The sequence below is a fragment of the Rhodococcus sp. NPDC060086 genome, assembly GCF_042730275.1.
Lineage (GTDB): Bacteria > Actinomycetota > Actinomycetes > Mycobacteriales > Mycobacteriaceae > Rhodococcus.
In genome coordinates this window covers 1-17,158 of record NZ_JBHWWZ010000078.1, presented here as the reverse complement: position 1 = coordinate 17,158, position 17,158 = coordinate 1, and the positions used below count along the sequence as shown (strand labels likewise).

Annotated in this window: 17 protein-coding genes, 1 tRNA gene, 1 other RNA gene and 1 pseudogene; 15 read left to right on the top strand and 5 right to left on the bottom strand. The window is 65.7% G+C overall.

Translation table 11 applies throughout. The features are described from left to right. Window positions 1-215 precede the first annotated feature (215 nt). The 3 genes from ACFWB0_RS24730 to ACFWB0_RS24720 all read right to left on the bottom strand — a co-directional run bounded on the left by ACFWB0_RS24730 (window position 216) and on the right by ACFWB0_RS24720 (window position 3,786). Entirely contained in the window at window positions 216-1,427 is a 1,212-nt protein-coding gene (locus ACFWB0_RS24730) for an acyl-CoA dehydrogenase family protein (protein ID WP_378493038.1), read from the bottom strand. Between the two features lie 29 nt (window positions 1,428-1,456). After that, complete coding sequence (locus ACFWB0_RS24725) at window positions 1,457-2,848, bottom strand: acyl-CoA dehydrogenase family protein (RefSeq protein WP_378493037.1); 1,392 nt, start codon at window positions 2,846-2,848, stop codon at window positions 1,457-1,459. A gap of 149 nt (window positions 2,849-2,997) precedes the next feature. Beyond that, window positions 2,998-3,786 (bottom strand): inositol monophosphatase family protein, encoded by a 789-nt coding sequence (locus ACFWB0_RS24720; RefSeq protein WP_378493036.1) that lies wholly within the window; start codon window positions 3,784-3,786, stop codon window positions 2,998-3,000. A gap of 39 nt (window positions 3,787-3,825) precedes the next feature. On the opposite strand from ACFWB0_RS24720, the gene prfB reads away from it, so the two are divergent. The 8 genes from prfB (at window position 3,826) to ssrA (ending at window position 9,913) form a co-directional block, all read left to right on the top strand. Then, window positions 3,826-4,944, top strand: a complete 1,119-nt coding sequence (gene prfB / locus ACFWB0_RS24715; protein ID WP_378493035.1) for a peptide chain release factor 2 — start codon at window positions 3,826-3,828, stop codon at window positions 4,942-4,944. A gap of 72 nt (window positions 4,945-5,016) precedes the next feature. Next, window positions 5,017-5,883: a mechanosensitive ion channel family protein gene (locus tag ACFWB0_RS24710; protein WP_378493034.1), complete on the top strand. Its 867-nt coding sequence runs from the start codon at window positions 5,017-5,019 to the stop codon at window positions 5,881-5,883. Then, window positions 5,880-6,344, top strand: coding sequence for a hypothetical protein (locus ACFWB0_RS24705; RefSeq protein WP_378493033.1), 465 nt, complete (start codon window positions 5,880-5,882; stop codon window positions 6,342-6,344). Before ACFWB0_RS24710 ends, ACFWB0_RS24705 begins: the two co-directional genes overlap by 4 nt. Before the next feature lie 31 nt (window positions 6,345-6,375). Beyond that, window positions 6,376-7,065 carry a cell division ATP-binding protein FtsE gene (gene ftsE, locus ACFWB0_RS24700; RefSeq protein ID WP_378493032.1) on the top strand — a complete coding sequence of 230 codons (690 nt, stop codon included), beginning with the start codon at window positions 6,376-6,378 and terminating at the stop codon, window positions 7,063-7,065. Window positions 7,066-7,122: 57 nt separating this feature from the next. Then, a complete protein-coding gene (gene ftsX / locus ACFWB0_RS24695; RefSeq protein WP_378493031.1) occupies window positions 7,123-8,028 on the top strand; it encodes a permease-like cell division protein FtsX in 906 nt (301 codons plus the stop codon). Window positions 8,029-8,098: 70 nt separating this feature from the next. Next, on the top strand, window positions 8,099-8,572 hold the full coding sequence (gene smpB / locus ACFWB0_RS24690) for an SsrA-binding protein SmpB (RefSeq protein WP_378493030.1): 474 nt from the start codon (window positions 8,099-8,101) through the stop codon (window positions 8,570-8,572). Then, on the top strand, window positions 8,569-9,423 hold the full coding sequence (locus tag ACFWB0_RS24685) for an EamA family transporter (protein WP_378493039.1): 855 nt from the start codon (window positions 8,569-8,571) through the stop codon (window positions 9,421-9,423). The genes smpB and ACFWB0_RS24685 overlap by 4 nt, the downstream gene beginning before the upstream one ends. Before the next feature lie 119 nt (window positions 9,424-9,542). Beyond that, window positions 9,543-9,913: a transfer-messenger RNA gene (gene ssrA / locus ACFWB0_RS24680) on the top strand. Window positions 9,914-10,041: 128 nt separating this feature from the next. On the opposite strand, the gene ACFWB0_RS24675 is transcribed toward ssrA, so the two are convergent. Beyond that, complete coding sequence (locus ACFWB0_RS24675; RefSeq protein WP_378493029.1) at window positions 10,042-10,749, bottom strand: excalibur calcium-binding domain-containing protein; 708 nt, start codon at window positions 10,747-10,749, stop codon at window positions 10,042-10,044. A gap of 238 nt (window positions 10,750-10,987) precedes the next feature. On the opposite strand from ACFWB0_RS24675, the gene pgm reads away from it, so the two are divergent. From pgm to ACFWB0_RS24645, 6 genes and pseudogenes are all read left to right on the top strand, one after another. After that, entirely contained in the window at window positions 10,988-12,616 is a 1,629-nt protein-coding gene (pgm, locus tag ACFWB0_RS24670) for a phosphoglucomutase (alpha-D-glucose-1,6-bisphosphate-dependent) (RefSeq protein ID WP_378493028.1), read from the top strand. A 62-nt stretch (window positions 12,617-12,678) separates the two neighbouring features. Further along, window positions 12,679-13,914, top strand: a complete 1,236-nt coding sequence (locus tag ACFWB0_RS24665; RefSeq protein WP_378493027.1) for an MFS transporter — start codon at window positions 12,679-12,681, stop codon at window positions 13,912-13,914. Between the two features lie 24 nt (window positions 13,915-13,938). After that, entirely contained in the window at window positions 13,939-14,469 is a 531-nt protein-coding gene (locus tag ACFWB0_RS24660) for a MauE/DoxX family redox-associated membrane protein (protein WP_378493026.1), read from the top strand. After that, the gene (locus ACFWB0_RS24655; RefSeq protein WP_378493025.1) at window positions 14,466-15,215 is read left to right on the top strand and encodes a DsbA family protein; all 750 of its coding nucleotides are present in this window, start codon (window positions 14,466-14,468) and stop codon (window positions 15,213-15,215) included. The genes ACFWB0_RS24660 and ACFWB0_RS24655 overlap by 4 nt, the downstream gene beginning before the upstream one ends. Before the next feature lie 129 nt (window positions 15,216-15,344). After that, window positions 15,345-15,417: transfer RNA gene (locus ACFWB0_RS24650), tRNA-Ala, on the top strand. A gap of 95 nt (window positions 15,418-15,512) precedes the next feature. Next, window positions 15,513-16,178, top strand: a pseudogene (locus ACFWB0_RS24645) (LysR family transcriptional regulator); the annotation flags it as partial. Window positions 16,179-16,226: 48 nt separating this feature from the next. On the opposite strand, the gene tnpA reads toward ACFWB0_RS24645, so the two are convergent. Then, window positions 16,227-16,643: an IS200/IS605 family transposase gene (gene tnpA / locus ACFWB0_RS24640; protein ID WP_378493024.1), complete on the bottom strand. Its 417-nt coding sequence runs from the start codon at window positions 16,641-16,643 to the stop codon at window positions 16,227-16,229. Here tnpA and ACFWB0_RS24635 point away from each other — a divergent pair. Beyond that, window positions 16,608-17,158 (top strand): RNA-guided endonuclease InsQ/TnpB family protein (locus ACFWB0_RS24635; RefSeq protein ID WP_378493023.1); only part of this gene is annotated, 551 nt, incomplete at its 3' end. The two genes, tnpA and ACFWB0_RS24635, sit on opposite strands and share 36 nt — an antisense overlap.

Genomic DNA, 17,158 nt, shown 5'->3' with positions numbered 1-17,158 from the left:
GGGTGGAGCAGCTCGGTAGCTCGCTGGGCTAATAACCCTGAGGTCGCTGGTTCAAATCCTGTCCCCGCTACCAACGCGACGGCCGGTCTTCCGAATTCGGAAGACCGGCCTTCGCTTTTGTCGTTCAACCCTCCTGCTCATCCCAGGTCGAAGCCCTCGCCACGGAGGAGTGTGGCGAGGGCTTTCCTGCCCCGGGTAGGGCCCGAACTGCTCTGCTACTTGAGTTCGGAGGACGACTTGCCGAGCACGCGACGTGCCACGATCAGCTGCTGGATCTGCTGCGTGCCCTCGAAGATGTCGAGGATCTTGCTGTCGCGCGCCCATTTCTCGAGCAGCGGCCGCTCCGAATAGCCGTAGGTGCCCGCGAGTTCGACGGCCTTGAGCGAGACCGCGGTGCCGGTGCGGCCGGCTTTCGCCTTGGAGATGGACGCCTCGAGCGAATTGGGCTTCTTGTTGTCGGCCATCCACGTCGCCCGCAGCGCGAGCAGGTAGGCGGCCTCCCAATCTGCTTCGAGAGCAAGGAATTCGGCGGCGGCCGCGTGTTGGTTGTTCGCCGGAACGTCGTAGCTGACCTCGACGCCTGCCTCGGACAGGATGCTGCGCAGTTCTTCGAGTGCGGCACGGCCGAGGCCGATCGCCATGCCCGCAACGATCGGGCGGGTGTTGTCGAAGGTCTGCATGACCCCGGCGAACCCCTGCTCGACGTTGACCTCGGGCGATCCGAGGATGTTGTCCTTGGGGATGCGGCAGTCCTGCAGCAGCAGCACCGCAGTGTCGGACGCCTTGATGCCGAGCTTGTGCTCGAGCCGGGCGACGCTCAGTCCGGGAGCGTCGCGTGGCACGACGAACGACTTGATCGCGGCACGGCCCTTCGACTTGTCGACCGAGGCCCAGACGACGACATGCGAAGAACGCTCACCGGAGGTGACGAAGATCTTCTCGCCGTTGAGGACCCACTCGTCGCCGTCGAGGACGGCGGTGGTGGTCACGGCGGCAGAATCGGATCCGAAGCTGGGCTCGGTGATGGCCATCGAGGCCCACACCTTGCCGAAGCGTTCGAGCTGTTCATCGGTCGCGACCGCGGCGATGGCGGAGTTGCCGAGGCCCTGATACGGGATGGACAGCGTCAATCCGACGTCGCCCCAGCATGTTTCGATGACATTGAGGAGGCCGGCCATGTTTCCGCCGTTGGCATTGCTGCCGCTCGACTCCTTGGCTTTACCCTCGCGGCCGAGCGTTGCGCCTGCGGCGCCCTGGCCGGAATCGTTGAGCGCCTCGACCATTGCCGCCATCGTGTCCAGCTCGACCGGGTACTCGTGTTCCGCGAGGTCGTACCTGCGGGAGACGGGCCGGAAGATCTGAGCGGCGACCTGGTGGGCCTGATTCGCAGAAGCCTTGAGCTTCTTGGGAAGTTCGAGATTGATCATCACAGGTTCCTTGTGTGGGTCCGGGCCGCTCAGACGAGGACGACGCCCTCGGCGACGCCGATGGCGCGCAGGTCGCGGTACCAACGCTCGACGGGATGTTCCTTGGTGAAGCCGTGGCCACCGAGCAGCTGGACGCCGTCGAGGCCGATCTGCATCCCCTTGTCCGTCGCAAGCTTGCGGGCGAGCGCGGCTTCGCGGGCGAACGAGAGGCCCTGCTCGGCCCGCGCGGCACCGCGGAGGGTGACGAGGCGGAGCCCATCGAGCTCGATCTTGATGTTCGCCACCATGAATGCGACCGCCTGGCGGTGGCTGATCGGCTCACCGAATGCCTCGCGGTCGTTCACGTACGGCACGACGTAGTCGAGGACGGCCTGGCCGGTGCCGACGGCGAGCGACGCCCAGCCGAGGCGCGACAAGCGCACCGCGTCGGCGTACTGCTCCGCGCGAATGTCCGGGTTCTCGTCGCCGAGGAGGGCCGACTGCGGTACTGCGACATCCTCGAGAAGGAGGCGGCCGAGTCCGGCGGCACGCAGGCCCATGCTGGGGTCGGCTTCCACGACGATGCCCTTGCTCTTCGCTTCGACGATGAAGAACGACGGTTTGCCGTCGAGTTCCGCTGCCACGATGAACAGTTCGGCGCTACCGGCCGCCGGGACGAGGGCCTTGACCCCGTTGAGTCGGTACCCGCTCGGGGACCGCACCGCCTTCGTGCGTAGCGCGAACGGATCGAACAGGGCGCGGGGCTCGGCGATGACGACGGAGGCCTGCGGAACGTCCTCGCCGGCGAACGCGGGCAGGTAGGTCTTCTGCTGCTCGTCGGTGCCCCACTCGGTCAGCGCCACCGCGACGCCGCTCGGCGCGAGGATCGGCAGCGCCAGGCCCATGTCGCCGTGTGCGAGGGCCTCGGCAACGAGACTGTTGGTGACGACCCCGCGTTCGGCTGCGGCACCGTCGAATGCCTCGGGGACGTTGACGAGCGTGATGCCGAGTTCCGCGGCGCGTGCAAGCAGATCGGCGGGTGCTGCTGCGGCCGCGTCGGCGTCGTGTGCGGCCGGACGGAGGATCTCGGCGGCGAACTCGCGCACCGTCTCCGCGATCATCTGCTGATCGTCGGTGGGGGTGAGGTCGAAGTAGTCGGCGTTCTTCGTCGTAGCGAGACGCTCGGGGCCGTTTCCGCCGGACACCTTCTTGAACGTGCGGGTCGCAGCACCGAGGGTCTTGAAGCCGGTCTTGGTGGACTCGTACGTCACCCGGTCGATCGCCTGCCGGAAGTTGTAACGGTCGGCAAGTTCCGAGCCGGTGATTCGCGAGAGGACGCGCATCGCTGCTCCCATCGCGTCCCGCTTGATCGGGTTGAGGCCGACGGCGGACGTGTCGCGTGGGGTGTTCCGGGCCACACTGTCTTGCTTGCTCATGATCACCAGAAGTTTCTTGTATCGGAGCGGACGAGAGCCGACCTTACTCTGGAGTAAGGTCGGCGTCTACTCTCTAGTAAGATCCGGGCGGGTCGGGCATGGCGATACTGCCCGCGCAGCACGTGAATTGCGGCGCGGGCGGTGGGGGATGGGCGTCAGGAATTCAGCCGCGAGAGCACTTCGTCCTGGAGCGGGCCGTTCGTCGCGACAGCGCTACCGCCGTGCGGTCCCGCAGTGCCGTCGAGATTCGTGAACGCACCACCGGCCTCGCGGACGAGCACGTCGAGCGCTGCCAGATCCCACAGTGACACCTCGGGTTCGAGCGCGATCTCGAGTGCGCCCTCCGCAAGGAGGCAGTAGGAGAAGAAGTCGCCGTACGCGCGCACGCGCCACACATCGTCCGTCAGGTCGACGAACCGATCGCGGATATTGCGGTCCTTCCATCCCGACAGGCTCGAGAAGCTCAGCGACGCCGACCCCAGTGAACGCACATCGGACACCGTGATGAGGCGTGGGTCGCCACCGTCGTGCGACGTCCACGCGCCGAAGCCCGCGCAGGCCCACCACCGGCGGCTCAGCGCCGGTGCGCTGACCACGCCCACGACCGGCACCCCGTCGACGAGAAGCGAGATCAGGCTCGCCCACACGGGCACACCCCGCACGAAGTTCTTGGTGCCGTCGATGGGATCGACCACCCACTGCCGGCCTTCGAAGACCGGTTCGCCCCCGAATTCCTCGCCCAGAATCGCGTCGCCGGGTCGTTCAGCGGCAAGTGTGCCCCGGATCAGACGCTCCACCGCGAGATCGGCGTCGGACACCGGTGTCAGGTCGGGTTTGTCGTCGACCCTCAGATCCAGCGCTCCGAAACGGTCGCGGGTGAGTGCGTCGGCGGCGTCGGCAAGACGCAGTGCGAGGTCGAGATCGGCGGTGTAGTCGGTGGCCATGCGTCAGACGCTAGCCGCTAGCCGGTAGCCTAGAGAACCGTGCATCCCGATGTTTCCGCAGACCTGGCCGAGCTCGCGACGACCCTCCGGACGGTGGAGTCGGTTCTCGATGTGGAGGAACTGCGCCGCCGTATCGACGAGCTCGAACATCAGGCGGCGGATCCAGACCTGTGGAACGACCAGGAACACGCCCAGCAGGTCACGAGCCAGCTCTCGCATGCCCAGAGTGAGCTGCGCCGCGTCGAGGAATTGCGGCAGCGCCTCGACGATCTGCCCGTGCTCTACGAGCTCGCCGAAGGCGAAGAGGGCGATGCCATGGCATCCGCGCTGGCCGACGCCGATTCCGAGCGTGAGACCTTGCGCGTCGATATCGAGGCCATGGAAGTGCGCACGCTGCTGTCGGGCGAGTACGACCAGCGCGACGCCCTCGTCAACATTCGCGCCGGTGCCGGTGGTATCGACGCCGCGGACTGGGCCGAGATGCTCATGCGTATGTACATCCGCTGGGCAGACAAGCACGGCTACGGCGTCGAGGTCTACGACACCTCCTACGCCGAAGAGGCCGGTATCAAGTCGGCGACCTTCGCGATCAAGGCGCCGTACACGTACGGCACGTTGTCGGTCGAGATGGGCACCCACCGGCTCGTCCGCATCAGCCCCTTCGACAACCAGGGCCGACGTCAGACCTCGTTCGCCGAGGTCGAGGTCCTGCCGGTGGTCGAGACCACCGACCACATCGACATCGACGAGAACGACGTCCGCGTCGATGTCTACCGGTCGTCCGGGCCGGGCGGACAGTCGGTCAACACCACCGACTCCGCGGTGCGCCTCACCCACGTCCCCACAGGCATCGTCGTCACCTGCCAGAACGAGAAGTCGCAGCTGCAGAACAAGGTGTCCGCGATGCGCGTCCTCCAGGCGAAGCTTCTCGAGCGCAAGCGTCAGGAAGAGCGCGCCGAGATGGATGCGCTCAAGGGCGACGGCGGCAGCTCCTGGGGCAACCAGATGCGTTCCTACGTGCTGCACCCGTACCAGATGGTCAAGGACCTGCGCACCGAGTTCGAGGTCAACAACCCGTCCGGCGTCCTCGACGGCGACATCGACGGCTTCCTCGAAGCCGGCATCCGCTGGCGAATGGGTGAAGATCAGAACCGGTAGTCTTGCGCTTCGCGGAGATGTTGTGATCGACGTCGTTCTTCTCGGAGAGGAAGAGCACTGTTTCCCTCGGACATGATGTGGGACTGGCTGTCGTCGAGCGGTCTGCTGATCGCGCTGACAGTGTTGGGCGCGGTGCTGATCGCGCGGTTCGTGGCGTGGGTCGGCGGCCGGATCACCCGCAAGATCGACGACCGCTACACCCGATCCGACGATCTCGTGCGATCGGAAGCGACGAAGCATCGGCACTCTGTGGCACAGGTCGTGACATGGATCGCGATCTCGTTCGTGTACATCATCGCCACGCTCAAGGTCTTCGACTATCTCGCGCTGCCCATCGGCAGTCTCGTGGCGCCCGCGACGGTGGTGGGCGCCGCCGTGGGTTTCGGAGCCCAGCGCGTCGTGCAGGACATCCTCGCCGGCTTCTTCATCATCACCGAACGTCAGTACGGTTTCGGCGACACGGTGCAGATTTCGGTCACAGGATCATCCGAGGACGCTGTCGGCACCGTCGAGGACGTGACGTTGCGCGTCACCCGGGTACGCAGCGCCGCGGGTGAGGTGATCACCGTGCCCAACGGGCAGATCAACAAGGCCATCAACCTGTCGAAGGACTGGGCACGCGCCGTTGTCGACGTGCCGGTCCCGGTCAGTGCCGACATCTCCGCGGTCAACGAGATTCTGCGGGAGGTCGGGGTTGCCGCCTACAAGGAGGAGCGCGTGCGAGAGTTGCTTCTCGACGAGCCGAGCGTCATGGGTGTGGAGAGCCTCGAAGTCGATCAGGTCAGTGTGCGCATCGTCGCGCGGACCCTGCCGGGCAAACAGTTCCAGGTCGGCCGGCTGCTGCGCGCGCGCATCGCCGGGGCGCTCCGCGCGCAGGGCATCACCGTGACGCCGCAACTGGATACCGCCAGTATCGTCGAACGATCGGAGACGCCGTGACCGACGAGCGGCAACGTCGCCCTGTCCGCATTCCGTCACGGTTGTTCGGCGGACGGGTTCGTACCGCGACCCTCGCAATGTGTTTTCTGTGGGCCGGGCTGTGGGTGTTGTACCTGACCCTCAACCAGCCGGTCGATCAGGCAGACCAGGTCGACGTACCGCAGCAGGCCGTCATCATCTCCGAGACGCCCTACGTGCCGTTCACACCACCCGCGCAGACGACCGAGCAGTGGTATCCGACCACCACGACCGAGATGCCATCGACAGAATCGCCTACCGTCACGACGACACCGGGCGAGACACCTGAGGCACCGGGCGACACGCCCGCTCCGGCGACCGGTACGCAGCCACCCACCGCGACCACGACCGACGCGAATCCCTTCCGATTGCCGCTGATCCCGGGACTCCCGGGATTCGACGGCGAATCGGGCACCGAACCGACCGGTGAACCGGGACAGTAGGTCACTTTCGGATAACGGCTAGCATGGCGTCGTGATCCGCCTGGAAAATGTGTCCAAGTCCTACAAGACGTCGACCCGGCCCGCCCTGGACGGTGTGTCCGTCGATGTGGGCAAAGGCGAGTTCGTCTTCCTCATCGGACCGTCGGGTTCCGGCAAATCGACGTTCATGCGGCTCCTGTTGCGGGAGGAGGCACCCACCAGCGGTGAGATCCACGTCGCAGATTTTCACGTCAACAAGCTGTCGGCGCGACGCGTGCCGAAACTGCGCCAGAACCTCGGCTGCGTCTTCCAGGACTTCCGGCTGCTGCAACGCAAGACCGTAGCCGAGAACATCTCCTTCGCGCTCGAGGTCATCGGTAAGCCCCGCTCCGTGATCGAACGGACGGTGCCCGAGGTTCTCGAACTCGTCGGATTGTCCGGCAAGGCAGGACGCCTGCCCACCGAATTGTCGGGTGGCGAGCAGCAGCGTGTCGCGATCGCGCGGGCGTTCGTGAACCGGCCGCTGGTGCTGCTGGCGGACGAGCCCACCGGCAACCTCGACCCCGAGACCAGCCAGGACATCATGCTGCTTCTCGAACGTATCAACCGCACCGGCACCACCGTGCTCATGGCCACCCACGATCATCACATCGTCGACGCGATGCGACGTCGGGTCGTCGAGCTCGATCTGGGCCGCGTGGTCCGCGACGAAGCCCGCGGTGTGTACGGCGTGGGTCGGTAACCCAGTCGACCGTTCCGAGACCCGTCCATCCGGCAAACCGAAGGACCTACACACCCCATGCGCGCCAGCTTCCTGTTCAGCGAGGTCACCACCGGCCTGCGCCGCAACCTCACCATGACCGTCGCGATGATCCTCACCACCGCGATCTCGCTTGCCCTGTTCGGTGCGGGCCTGCTGGTCGTCCAGATGGCAGGCAAGACGCAGAAGATCTTCCTCGACCGTGTGGAGATACAGGTGTTCCTCACCGAGGACATCTCGTCGCTCGACCCGGAATGTGAGCAGGACATCTGCAGCACCCTGCGCACAGACCTGGAGAACACCGACGATGTGGTGTCGGTCCAGTACCTCAGCCGCGACGACGCCGTGGCCGACGCGACCGACCGCGTCTTCGCCGATCAGCCGGAACTGGCCGCGTTGGTCAGCCCCGAGAGCTTCCCCGCGTCGTTCAAGGTGAAGATGTCGGATCCGTCGAGTTTCGAGATCATCCAGACCGATTTTGCAGAGCGGCCCGGTGTGGACAGCGTCCTCAACCAGCAGGATCTCGTCGAGCGTCTGTTCGGCGTTCTCGGCGGTATCCGCAACGCCGCGTTCGCGATCGCGACCATCCAGGCCATCGCAGCGATCCTGCTGATCGCCAACACCGTGCAGATCGCCGCGTTCACCCGCCGCACCGAGGTCGGCATCATGCGTCTCGTCGGCGCAACCCGCTGGTACACCCAGCTGCCGTTCCTCGTCGAAGCCGTCGTCGCCGCGATCATCGGTGCTGCGCTCGCGATCGGCGGGCTGTTCGCCGCCAAGTCGCTGTTCATCGACGACATGCTCTCCGAGGTCTACGGCGCGAACATCGTGGCGAGAATCACCGACAGCGACATCCTGCTCGTATCGCCGTTCCTCGTCCTCGTCGGCGTGGGTATGGCTGCGATCACGGCGTACGCGACGTTGCGCATGTACGTGCGTGAATAACGAGTTGTGCGGGTTCCTATGCTGGACTGTGTTCTTCTTCGACCGATCGTGAAACCTGAAAGGCCTGCACGTGAAGGAAAAGGGCCGGAAGGTCATCGCCACGAACCGTAAGGCGCGGCACAACTACGCCATCATCGACACGTACGAGGCGGGTATCGCGCTCGTCGGCACCGAGGTGAAGGCTCTACGGGAAGGTAAGGCGTCACTCGTCGACGCGTTCGCGACGGTCGACGACGGCGAGGTGTGGCTGCGCGGATTGCACATCCCGGAGTACGGGCACGGCACCTGGACCAACCATGCGCCGCGCCGGACCCGCAAGTTGCTGATGCACCGACGCGAGATCGACGCGCTCGTCGGCAAGACCCGTGAGGGAAACCAGACGTTGGTCCCGCTGTCGATGTACTTCTCCGACGGCAAGGTCAAGGTCGAGTTGGCGCTCGCGCGGGGTAAACAGGACTACGACAAGCGACAGGACCTCGCTCGCCGTACTGCAGAACGCGAGGTGACCCGCGAGCTCGGCAGGCGCGTGAAGGGAATGCGCTGACCGCGGTCCTCTTGGCTCTCGTGGCCGCAGTCGGCTACGGGATCAGTGACTTTCTCGGTGGTGTCGCCTCGCGGCGTGCCACGGCGCTGGCGTTCGTCGTGGCGTCGTATCCGCTGTCGCTGGTGATGGCTCTGGCGGTCGCACCCTTCGCGGGCGGCGACGTCACAGCGGAATCCCTCGTCTGGGGTGCCGCTTCCGGCCTGTTCGGGGGCTTCGCGGTCTGGCGGTTCTACCGCGCCCTCGCGTCCGGCCCGATGTCTGTGGTGTCCCCGGTGACCGCGCTGCTGGTGGCAGGCATCCCGGCGCTCGCGGGCCTCGCCGCGGGGGAGCGGCCGGGGCCGCTCGCGGTCGTCGGAATCGTCGTCGCCCTCGTCGCGGTCGTGTTCGTCAGCCGTGAGTCGCAGGAGACCGTCGGTGGTGACGATCATCCGATCTTCACTCTTCGTGTCGCGGGGCTCACCGTGGCAGGTGGTGTCGCGTTCGCCCTCACGTTCATCTCGCTCGACCAGGTGCCCGACGGCACCGGTCTCTGGCCGCTGGTGATCCAGCGTCTGGCAGCGAGTGCGGTCGTGTGGGGTGCGGCGGTGGCGATGCGGCAGTTCTCGGGTCCGCCGCGGATGCTGTATCCGCATGTCGTGGCCGTTGCGCTGCTCGATGTCGTGGCCAATGCCGCCATGCTCTTCGCATTCCAGGGTGGGATGCTCTCGCTGGTCAGCGTCGTCGGTGCGCTCTATCCCGCGGCCACGGTGTTGCTGGCGCTGGTTGTGCTGGGCGAGCGGCTCGGTCGCGGCCAGTACGCCGGCATGGCGCTTGCGCTCACTGCCGTCGTGATGATCACTCTCGCGACCTGAGTTCCTCCCGACGCGGCCGCGTTGTGATCGGCGTCATCGGCGCGGCGCCGAAAATGGGAATGACATCGGATGCGCGCGACGTTAGTATGGGTAGTCCTGCGAACGTCGCAGGCGCGTACGGGGCTGAACGGTTTCGACTACGTACGTTGAGTCAAGGGAAGCGTGTCGGTGCAGGCAAGAGACCACCGTAAGCGTCGCTGCAACCAATTAAGCGCCGATTCCAATCAGCGCGACTACGCTCTCGCTGCCTAAGTAGCGAAGCGTGTCTGTCAGTCCGATCTCGCCCTCGGGTCGGGTACTGGCATCAGCTAGAGGGCTTTACCTACCGGCTCGGTCGCGGAGTCGGATGGGACATCAAACAGTGACTGGGATCGTCATCACGGCTTGTTCGCGAGACCGGGAGATCCAAGCAGAGACATAGCGGACTGCACACGGAGAAGCCTTGGCAAGGCGGCGGAGGACCCGGGTTCGATTCCCGGCAGCTCCACCGGAACCCCGGGTGAAAGACCAGATCAGGTCTTTCACCCGGGGTATTTTCATGTGTTCGCGAGGTCGCCGGGTACCAAGGTGCAGGACCGCCGATGCGCACGCGATCGGCAGTTGCGCTTGTCGACCGCGTCACTCGCAGCCGACACCATCGCCGTCGCGATCGAGATGAGTGCCGTAACCCGGCTGGCCGATCCGTACCGGAGCGGCTCCCGCATTCCGTGCTGCCGTGCAGTTCTTGTAGTACACGCTGGAGGGAGTGTCGGCCACCGGTGGTGGCGTGTACGCGGGCGGCGCTGTGTAGGCGGGCGGCGCTGTGTAGGCGGGTTCGGGTGGCGGCGTGTATGCGGGTGTCGGCTCGGTTGTCGCGGGAGCCGTGTAGGTCGGGTCCGGGGCCACATACGGCGTCGCGGTGGTCGTTGTCCGCGGTGCTGCCGGTGCGAGCGCCGGAACCGTCGTGGTCGAGTCGGGCACGAGCGATGTGGTGGTTGTGGTGGTGCGGGAGGTGGTGGTCGTGCGAGGGGTGGTCGTGGTGGGCGCTACTTCGGACGTCGTTGCCACGGCGGTGGTTGCGGGGGCCTGTTCGTCGGGGGTTCCGCCGGTCAGGGCTGCGACACCGAAGACTCCGACGGCAGCGGCCCCTGCGATCCACGGCCACCGACGACGCTTGGTTGCGGACGAGGTCTCCGGGTCGCCGGGGCGAGTGACGGCGCCGAACATCGTGGTCGGGTCGTTGCTACCGACGGGACGGGTGTGGTCGGTCCACTGCTGCCCGTCCCAGTATCGTTCGATATTCGGGTCGAAATAGGGGTCGGGATGCCAGCCGGCGGGTGGGTTCACAGTTGTTTCCGATCTCGAAGTTCACTTGGCGAGCTTGTCGTCACCCCCAAACGAACCGTTACAACTGTGGCCAGCGGTTACATGCACGTTCACGGACGGATTCGTCGTGCGACTACCTTCACCGCGGTGCATACGGCGAGCCCGCCTACGCGTTCCGACGCGGGCGGCCCAGGATGCCGCGCGTACGCACCCTGCCGCGGGCAAGATGGTCACCACACGCGTTCGACGAGGAGGACCCATGGCGCACGAACGAGCGGGACTGCAGGCAGCACCCGAGGACCTGGTGGATCTGGCGCACCTGGTGACCGCCTACTACACGATCCGACCCGACCCCGAGGACCCATTTCAGCAGGTCGCGTTCGGAACCTCCGGGCACCGCGGATCCAGTCTCGACGGCGCTTTCAACGAGCAGCACATCCTCGCCACCACCCAGGCCATCGTCGAATATCGCGCATCGCAGGGCACGACCGGTCCGCTGTTTCTCGGCCGCGACACACACGCGCTGTCCGAGCCCGCGTGGACGACCGCGCTCGAGGTGCTGATCGCCAACGACGTCTCAGTGGTGATCGATTCCCGCGATCGATACACACCGACCCCTGCGGTCAGCCATGCGATCCTGCGCCACAATTCCGGCGCCGGTGCGGCGGCGGACGGCATCGTCGTGACCCCGTCGCACAACCCGCCCCGCGACGGAGGGTTCAAATACAACCCGCCGCACGGCGGACCCGCCGACACCGACGCCACCTCCGTCATCGCCGCCCGCGCCAATGAACTCCTCGCCGTGGGCCTCGCGGCAGTCAAGCGTGTTCCGGCAGCGGACGCACTGGCCGCGGCCGGTCGCTACGACTTCCTCGGCACCTACGTCGACGACCTACCGAACATCGTGGACCTCGAAGCGATTCGGGCCGCAGGCCTGCGGATCGGGGCCGATCCGCTCGGCGGCGCCTCCGTCGATTATTGGGGCGAGATCGCCGACCGGCACCGTCTGGACCTCACTGTCGTCAACCCGCTCGTCGACGCCACCTGGCGATTCATGACACTCGACACCGACGGCAAGATCCGGATGGACTGCTCGTCGCCGAACGCAATGGCCTCGCTCATCGGTGCTCGCGACAAGTACGACCTCGCGACCGGAAACGACGCGGACTCGGACCGTCACGGCATTGTCACGCCCGATGGCGGTCTGCTCAATCCCAACCACTACCTCGCGGTGGCCATCGACTACCTCTTCCAGAACAGGCCGGGCTGGTCCGAGAGCAGCAAGGTCGGCAAGACACTCGTGAGTTCGTCGATGATCGATCGGGTCGCAGCGGGGCTGGGACGCGACCTGCTCGAGGTACCGGTGGGGTTCAAGTGGTTCGTGCCGGGCCTGCTCGACGGCAGTCTCGGATTCGGGGGCGAAGAGAGCGCGGGGGCTTCGTTCCTGCGTCGTGACGGGTCGGTGTGGTCCACCGACAAGGACGGCATCGTGCTCGCGTTGCTGGCCGCCGAGATCACCGCGGTGACCGGTGCGACACCCTCTCAGCGGTACGCCGAACTCGCCGGCCGATACGGAAATCCGGCCTACGCGCGGGTCGATGCGCCTGCGACACGAGAGCAGAAGGCGATCCTGGCGAAACTGTCGCCCGAGCAGGTGAGCGCAACCGACCTCGCCGGGGAGAAGATCACCGCGACACTCACTGCCGCACCCGGCAACGGCGCAGCGATCGGTGGCCTGAAGGTGACGACCGAGAACGCGTGGTTCGCGGCGCGGCCCTCCGGCACCGAAGATGTGTACAAGATCTATGCCGAGTCGTTCAACGGCCCCGAGCACCTCGCGCAGGTGCAGGCCGCGGCGCGTGAACTGGTGTCGTCGGTCTTGGGCTGAGGAAGCTGCGCCCGCCGGGCTCGAACCGGGTCTGGTCGTGCGCGTCGCTAACATTGCCCCATATGCGTACACGTGACGTGGCTCTGCCACGGGAAATCTGGGTGCTCGTTGCGGCGAGTTTCGTCATCGCCCTCGGCTTCGGTCTCGTCGCTCCCGCATTGCCGCAGTTCGCGCGGAGCTTCGATGTGGGTATCACCGCTGCCACAGTCGTCATCTCCGCGTTCGCCTTCATGCGCCTCGCGTTTGCTCCCGCCAGCGGAATGCTCGTCCAGAAATTGGGCGAGCGGCCCATCTACATCACCGGTGTTCTCATCGTCGCCCTGTCGACGGGGGCGTGTGCCTTCGCACAGACCTACTGGCAGCTCCTGGTCTTCCGAGGGCTCGGCGGCATCGGCTCGACGATGTTCACCGTGGCTGCGTTGGGGCTGCTCGTGCGCATCGCGCCGCCCGACGCGCGCGGCCGCGTGTCCGCGCTGTATGCCACGAGTTTCCTGCTAGGCAACATCGGTGGACCGCTCCTCGGTGGCGCTCTCGTCGGACTCGGGTTGCGGGTCCCGTTCCTCATCTACGCCGTTGCGCTCCTCGTCGCCGCGGCCGTGGTCGGTATCAGCCTGCGCAAGTCGCACTTGGCGCAACCGGCATCGGGCGACGGTACCCCAGCGATGCGGCTACGCACCGCGCTCGGATCGTCGACCTACCGTGCGGCGCTCGCCTCCAACTTCGCCAACGGCTGGGCGGTGTTCGGCGTCCGCGTCGCGATGGTCCCGCTGTTCGTCGTCGAAGCACTGAATCAGAGCGAAGGGATTGCCGGCGTCGCTCTCACCGCATTCGCAGTGGGCAACGCATTGGTGCTCGTCAAGTCCGGAGCGTGGTCCGACAGATACGGGCGTCGCCCGTTCGTACTCGGCGGACTCGTCGTCTGCGGAGTCAGCACGATCGCGTTGGGGTTGTCCGACAACCTGTCAGTGTTCCTGATCACGTCGTTCATCGCAGGCGTCGGGTCCGGGCTGATCAACCCCTCCCAGCAGGCCGCGATCGCCGATGTGGTCGGAAGCAAGGCCCGCGGTGGTCCGGTGCTCGCCACGTTCCAGATGACCGCAGATATCGGAGCCGTCATCGGCCCGATCGTCGCGGGCATGATCGCAGAACGCTGGTCCTATTCGGTGGCATTCGCTGTGACCGGGGCGATCATGCTTGCGGCGGTGATTCCGTGGGCCTTGGCACGGGCTCCGCGTCAGGGCGTGCCGGTCACCGAACCGGTCCCCGAGAAACCGGTGACCGGGGGCACGGACCGCTGACCGGTTCGTCTGTACTGTCTACCCGTGTGGATTCGCATCGTCTCCGCAGCGGCGCGGCTCGGTCTCGCTGCGGTCTGGCTGATCTCCGGGTGGATCAAATTCTCCGATCCGACGCAGACCGTCGTCGCGGTCCGCGCCTATCAACTCCTGCCCGCCGATCTGGTGAGACCCGTGGCCGCGGTGCTCCCGATGGTCGAACTCGTCCTCGGCCTGTTGTTGCTGGCCGGACTCGCCGTGCGACCCGCGGCGGTGGCGTCCGGGGTGGTGCTGGTCGTGCTCATCGGCGCGATCGTGTCGGCCTGGACTCGAGGGTTGTCCATCGACTGCGGATGCTTCGGGGGCGGTGGCGTAGCGGAAGGAATTGACGGTGGTGACTATGCCCGCGAGATCGCCCGCGACGTCGGGTTCCTCGCGCTCTCGGTGTGGTTGACGGTGTTCCCGCGCACACCCCTTGCGCTCGGTCCGCGTTCCCGGGCCGCTCTCAGGACGAACTCAGACCCCGGTGGCAGAGTGAAGCCGGACAATTCACCGATCAACGAAGGACAGCATTCGTGAGTGCCAAGAAGGTCAAGCCGGTCAAATACACGCCGGAGCCGACGTCGAACAAGTCCACCTACATCCTCGGTGGTGTCGCGGTCGTCATCATCGCGGTGCTCGTCATCGGCGGAGTGCTGTGGCAGTCGGATAGCTCCGGTCCCCGTAACGACGGGTACGGCAGTGTGAGCAACGCTGCCGTGGAGGTGAACCTCGACGACGACGGCACGATTCTGCTCGGTCTGCCGGACGCTGCCACCACCATCGACGTCTTCGAAGATCCGATGTGCCCCTACTGCGCCGAACTCGAGCACAAGCACGGCCAGGAACTCGCACAGGCCATCGACGAGGGCACAATCGCGGTTCGCTACCACATCCTGGCGTTCCTCGACCGATTGTCGAGCAGCGGTGACTACTCGACGCGAGCCGTCGCGGCGAACCAGTGTGTCGCTGACACCGGCGACGCGAGTGCGTTCTCTGCCTTCCATGCTGCGGTCTTCTCACCTGACAACCAGCCGGCAGAGGGTGGCGACGGTGATCACAGCAACGAGCAGCTCGCGCAGATGGCCCGGGACGCTGGAGCATCCGACGCTGCGGTGTCGTGCATCGCCGACGGGGCTCGCGTCGAGCAGGCTGCGGAGTCCGCGGAGGCGGGTCGGCAGCTGCTCGCCACGACGGGTGCAGCAGGCACTCCGGCTGTCATCCAGAACGGAACCGTCATCGATGCGCTCGGCAACGACAACTGGGTGTCCGAGCTCGCGGGCTGACCGGCCGGGCGGTGACGGGCGCTGCCGCTCGTCACCGCCCTGACCAGTCGATTTGTTGGCTCAGAGATCGATGGTGTAGTTTTTCTTTCAGCGCGAGGGGTTCCCCCGGACGTAGAGAAAACGAAATATGGGGCTATGGCGCAGCTGGTAGCGCACCACACTGGCAGTGTGGGGGTCAGGGGTTCGAGTCCCCTTAGCTCCACAATCACGAAACCCGCTCCGACTGAGTCGGAGCGGGTTTGTCGTCGTCCGGGGTCGTAGCGTCGGCGAGGTATGCAGGTGCGATAGGTTTTTGCTATGGCACGGGACATCGCGGGAACGGTGCGGGGAATCACCCTTCAGCAGTTGCGGTACTTCGTGGAGGTGGCCGCCGAAGGATCCATCAGTGCGGCTGCGGACCTGCTTTATATCGCTCAACCGACCTTGTCGGCCGCGCTGAAGGACCTCGAAAGTCGCGTGGGACGTACGCTCTTCGTTCGCTCGACCCGTGGGGTGCGGCTCACCGAAGACGGGGCGGAATTTCTCGGCTACGCGCGCCAGGTGGTCGAGCAATCGGAACTCCTGGAACAGCGGTATCTTGGCCGCGGGCCCTCGCGCCGGCTCCTGGCCGTATCAACTCAGCACTACTCATTCGTCGTCGACGCCTTCGCCCGCATGGTGAAGGCGTCTGAGGCTGCGGAGTACGCGTTCAGTCTTCGAGAGACCCGCACGTGGGACATCATCGAGGATGTTCGCACGCTGCGGAGTGAGCTAGGTGTGCTCTATCGCAACGGGTTCAACGCAAACGTGATCAACAAGCTGATTCGCGAAGCAGGGCTGGTCTTCACGCCGCTGTTTCTGGCGTCGCCGCATATCTTCATCGCCCGCACGAACCCTCTTGCAGGGCGAAAGAGTGTGACGCTGAGTGATCTTGACGATTTGCCCCGGCTCACGTTCGACCAGGGCGTGAACAACTCCTTCTACCGATCTCGGTGAGAGTGCTCCATCGTTCACGGTGGAGGTGAATCACCGTCACTCAGGGCGACGTTGAGACTTCACGTACTCGGCAATCACCGACAACGGCGCGCCGCCCGCAGTCCCGCAGTAATAGGAACGGGACCATAAATGCCCACCCCACAGGTACCGGGAAAGGTGCTCCGCGTGATCGCGCCGCAAGTGCCGCGATGACACGCCCTTGAGTGAATTCACCAACTTCGACAGCTGCACGGTGGCGGGGAAGCCGACGAGCAGGTGCACATGGTCATCCTCGCCGTTGAACTCCCGCAGCTCGCAGCTGAAGTCCGCGCAGACTCTCCGCATGATCTGCTCGCAGTCCGCCAGGATCGGTCCGGTGAACGCGCCCCGGCGGAATTTTGTGACAAACACCAAATGTACATGACAATCCCAGAGAGCATGTCTGCCACGTCGGACAAGGTCAACATCAGTCATGACGCCAAATGCTATCGTGCTGGTGTGCTCAAGCGATACCGCTACCGCGCCTATCCCGCAGGGGAGCAGCAGCACGCGCTGTCTCAACTGTTCGGGTGCTGCCGGGTCGTGTTCAACGACGCACTCGCCGCGAGGGAATCTGCCCGCAGGGCGGGCAGGCCGATCCCGAGTAAGGGTGAGTTGTCGGCGGCGCTGACTATCGCGAAAACGACTCCCGAACGGGCGTGGCTGGCTGAGGTGTCGTCGGTGCCGTTGCAGCAGTCGTTGGCGGACCTGCATCGCGCGTACGCGAACTTTTTCGATTCCCGCACCGGGAAACGCAAGGGACGCAAGGTCGGTGCGCCACGCTTCAAGAAGCGGACACATCGCCAGTCTGCTCGTTTCACCCGCAACGCCGGGTTCTCGGTTCTCGAGCCGGGTGGTGGTATCGGCCTGGTGCGGTTGCCGAAGATCGGGCGTGTGCGGTACGAGTCGTCGCGGCCGTTGCCGGCGGACCCGTCGAGTGTGACGGTGAT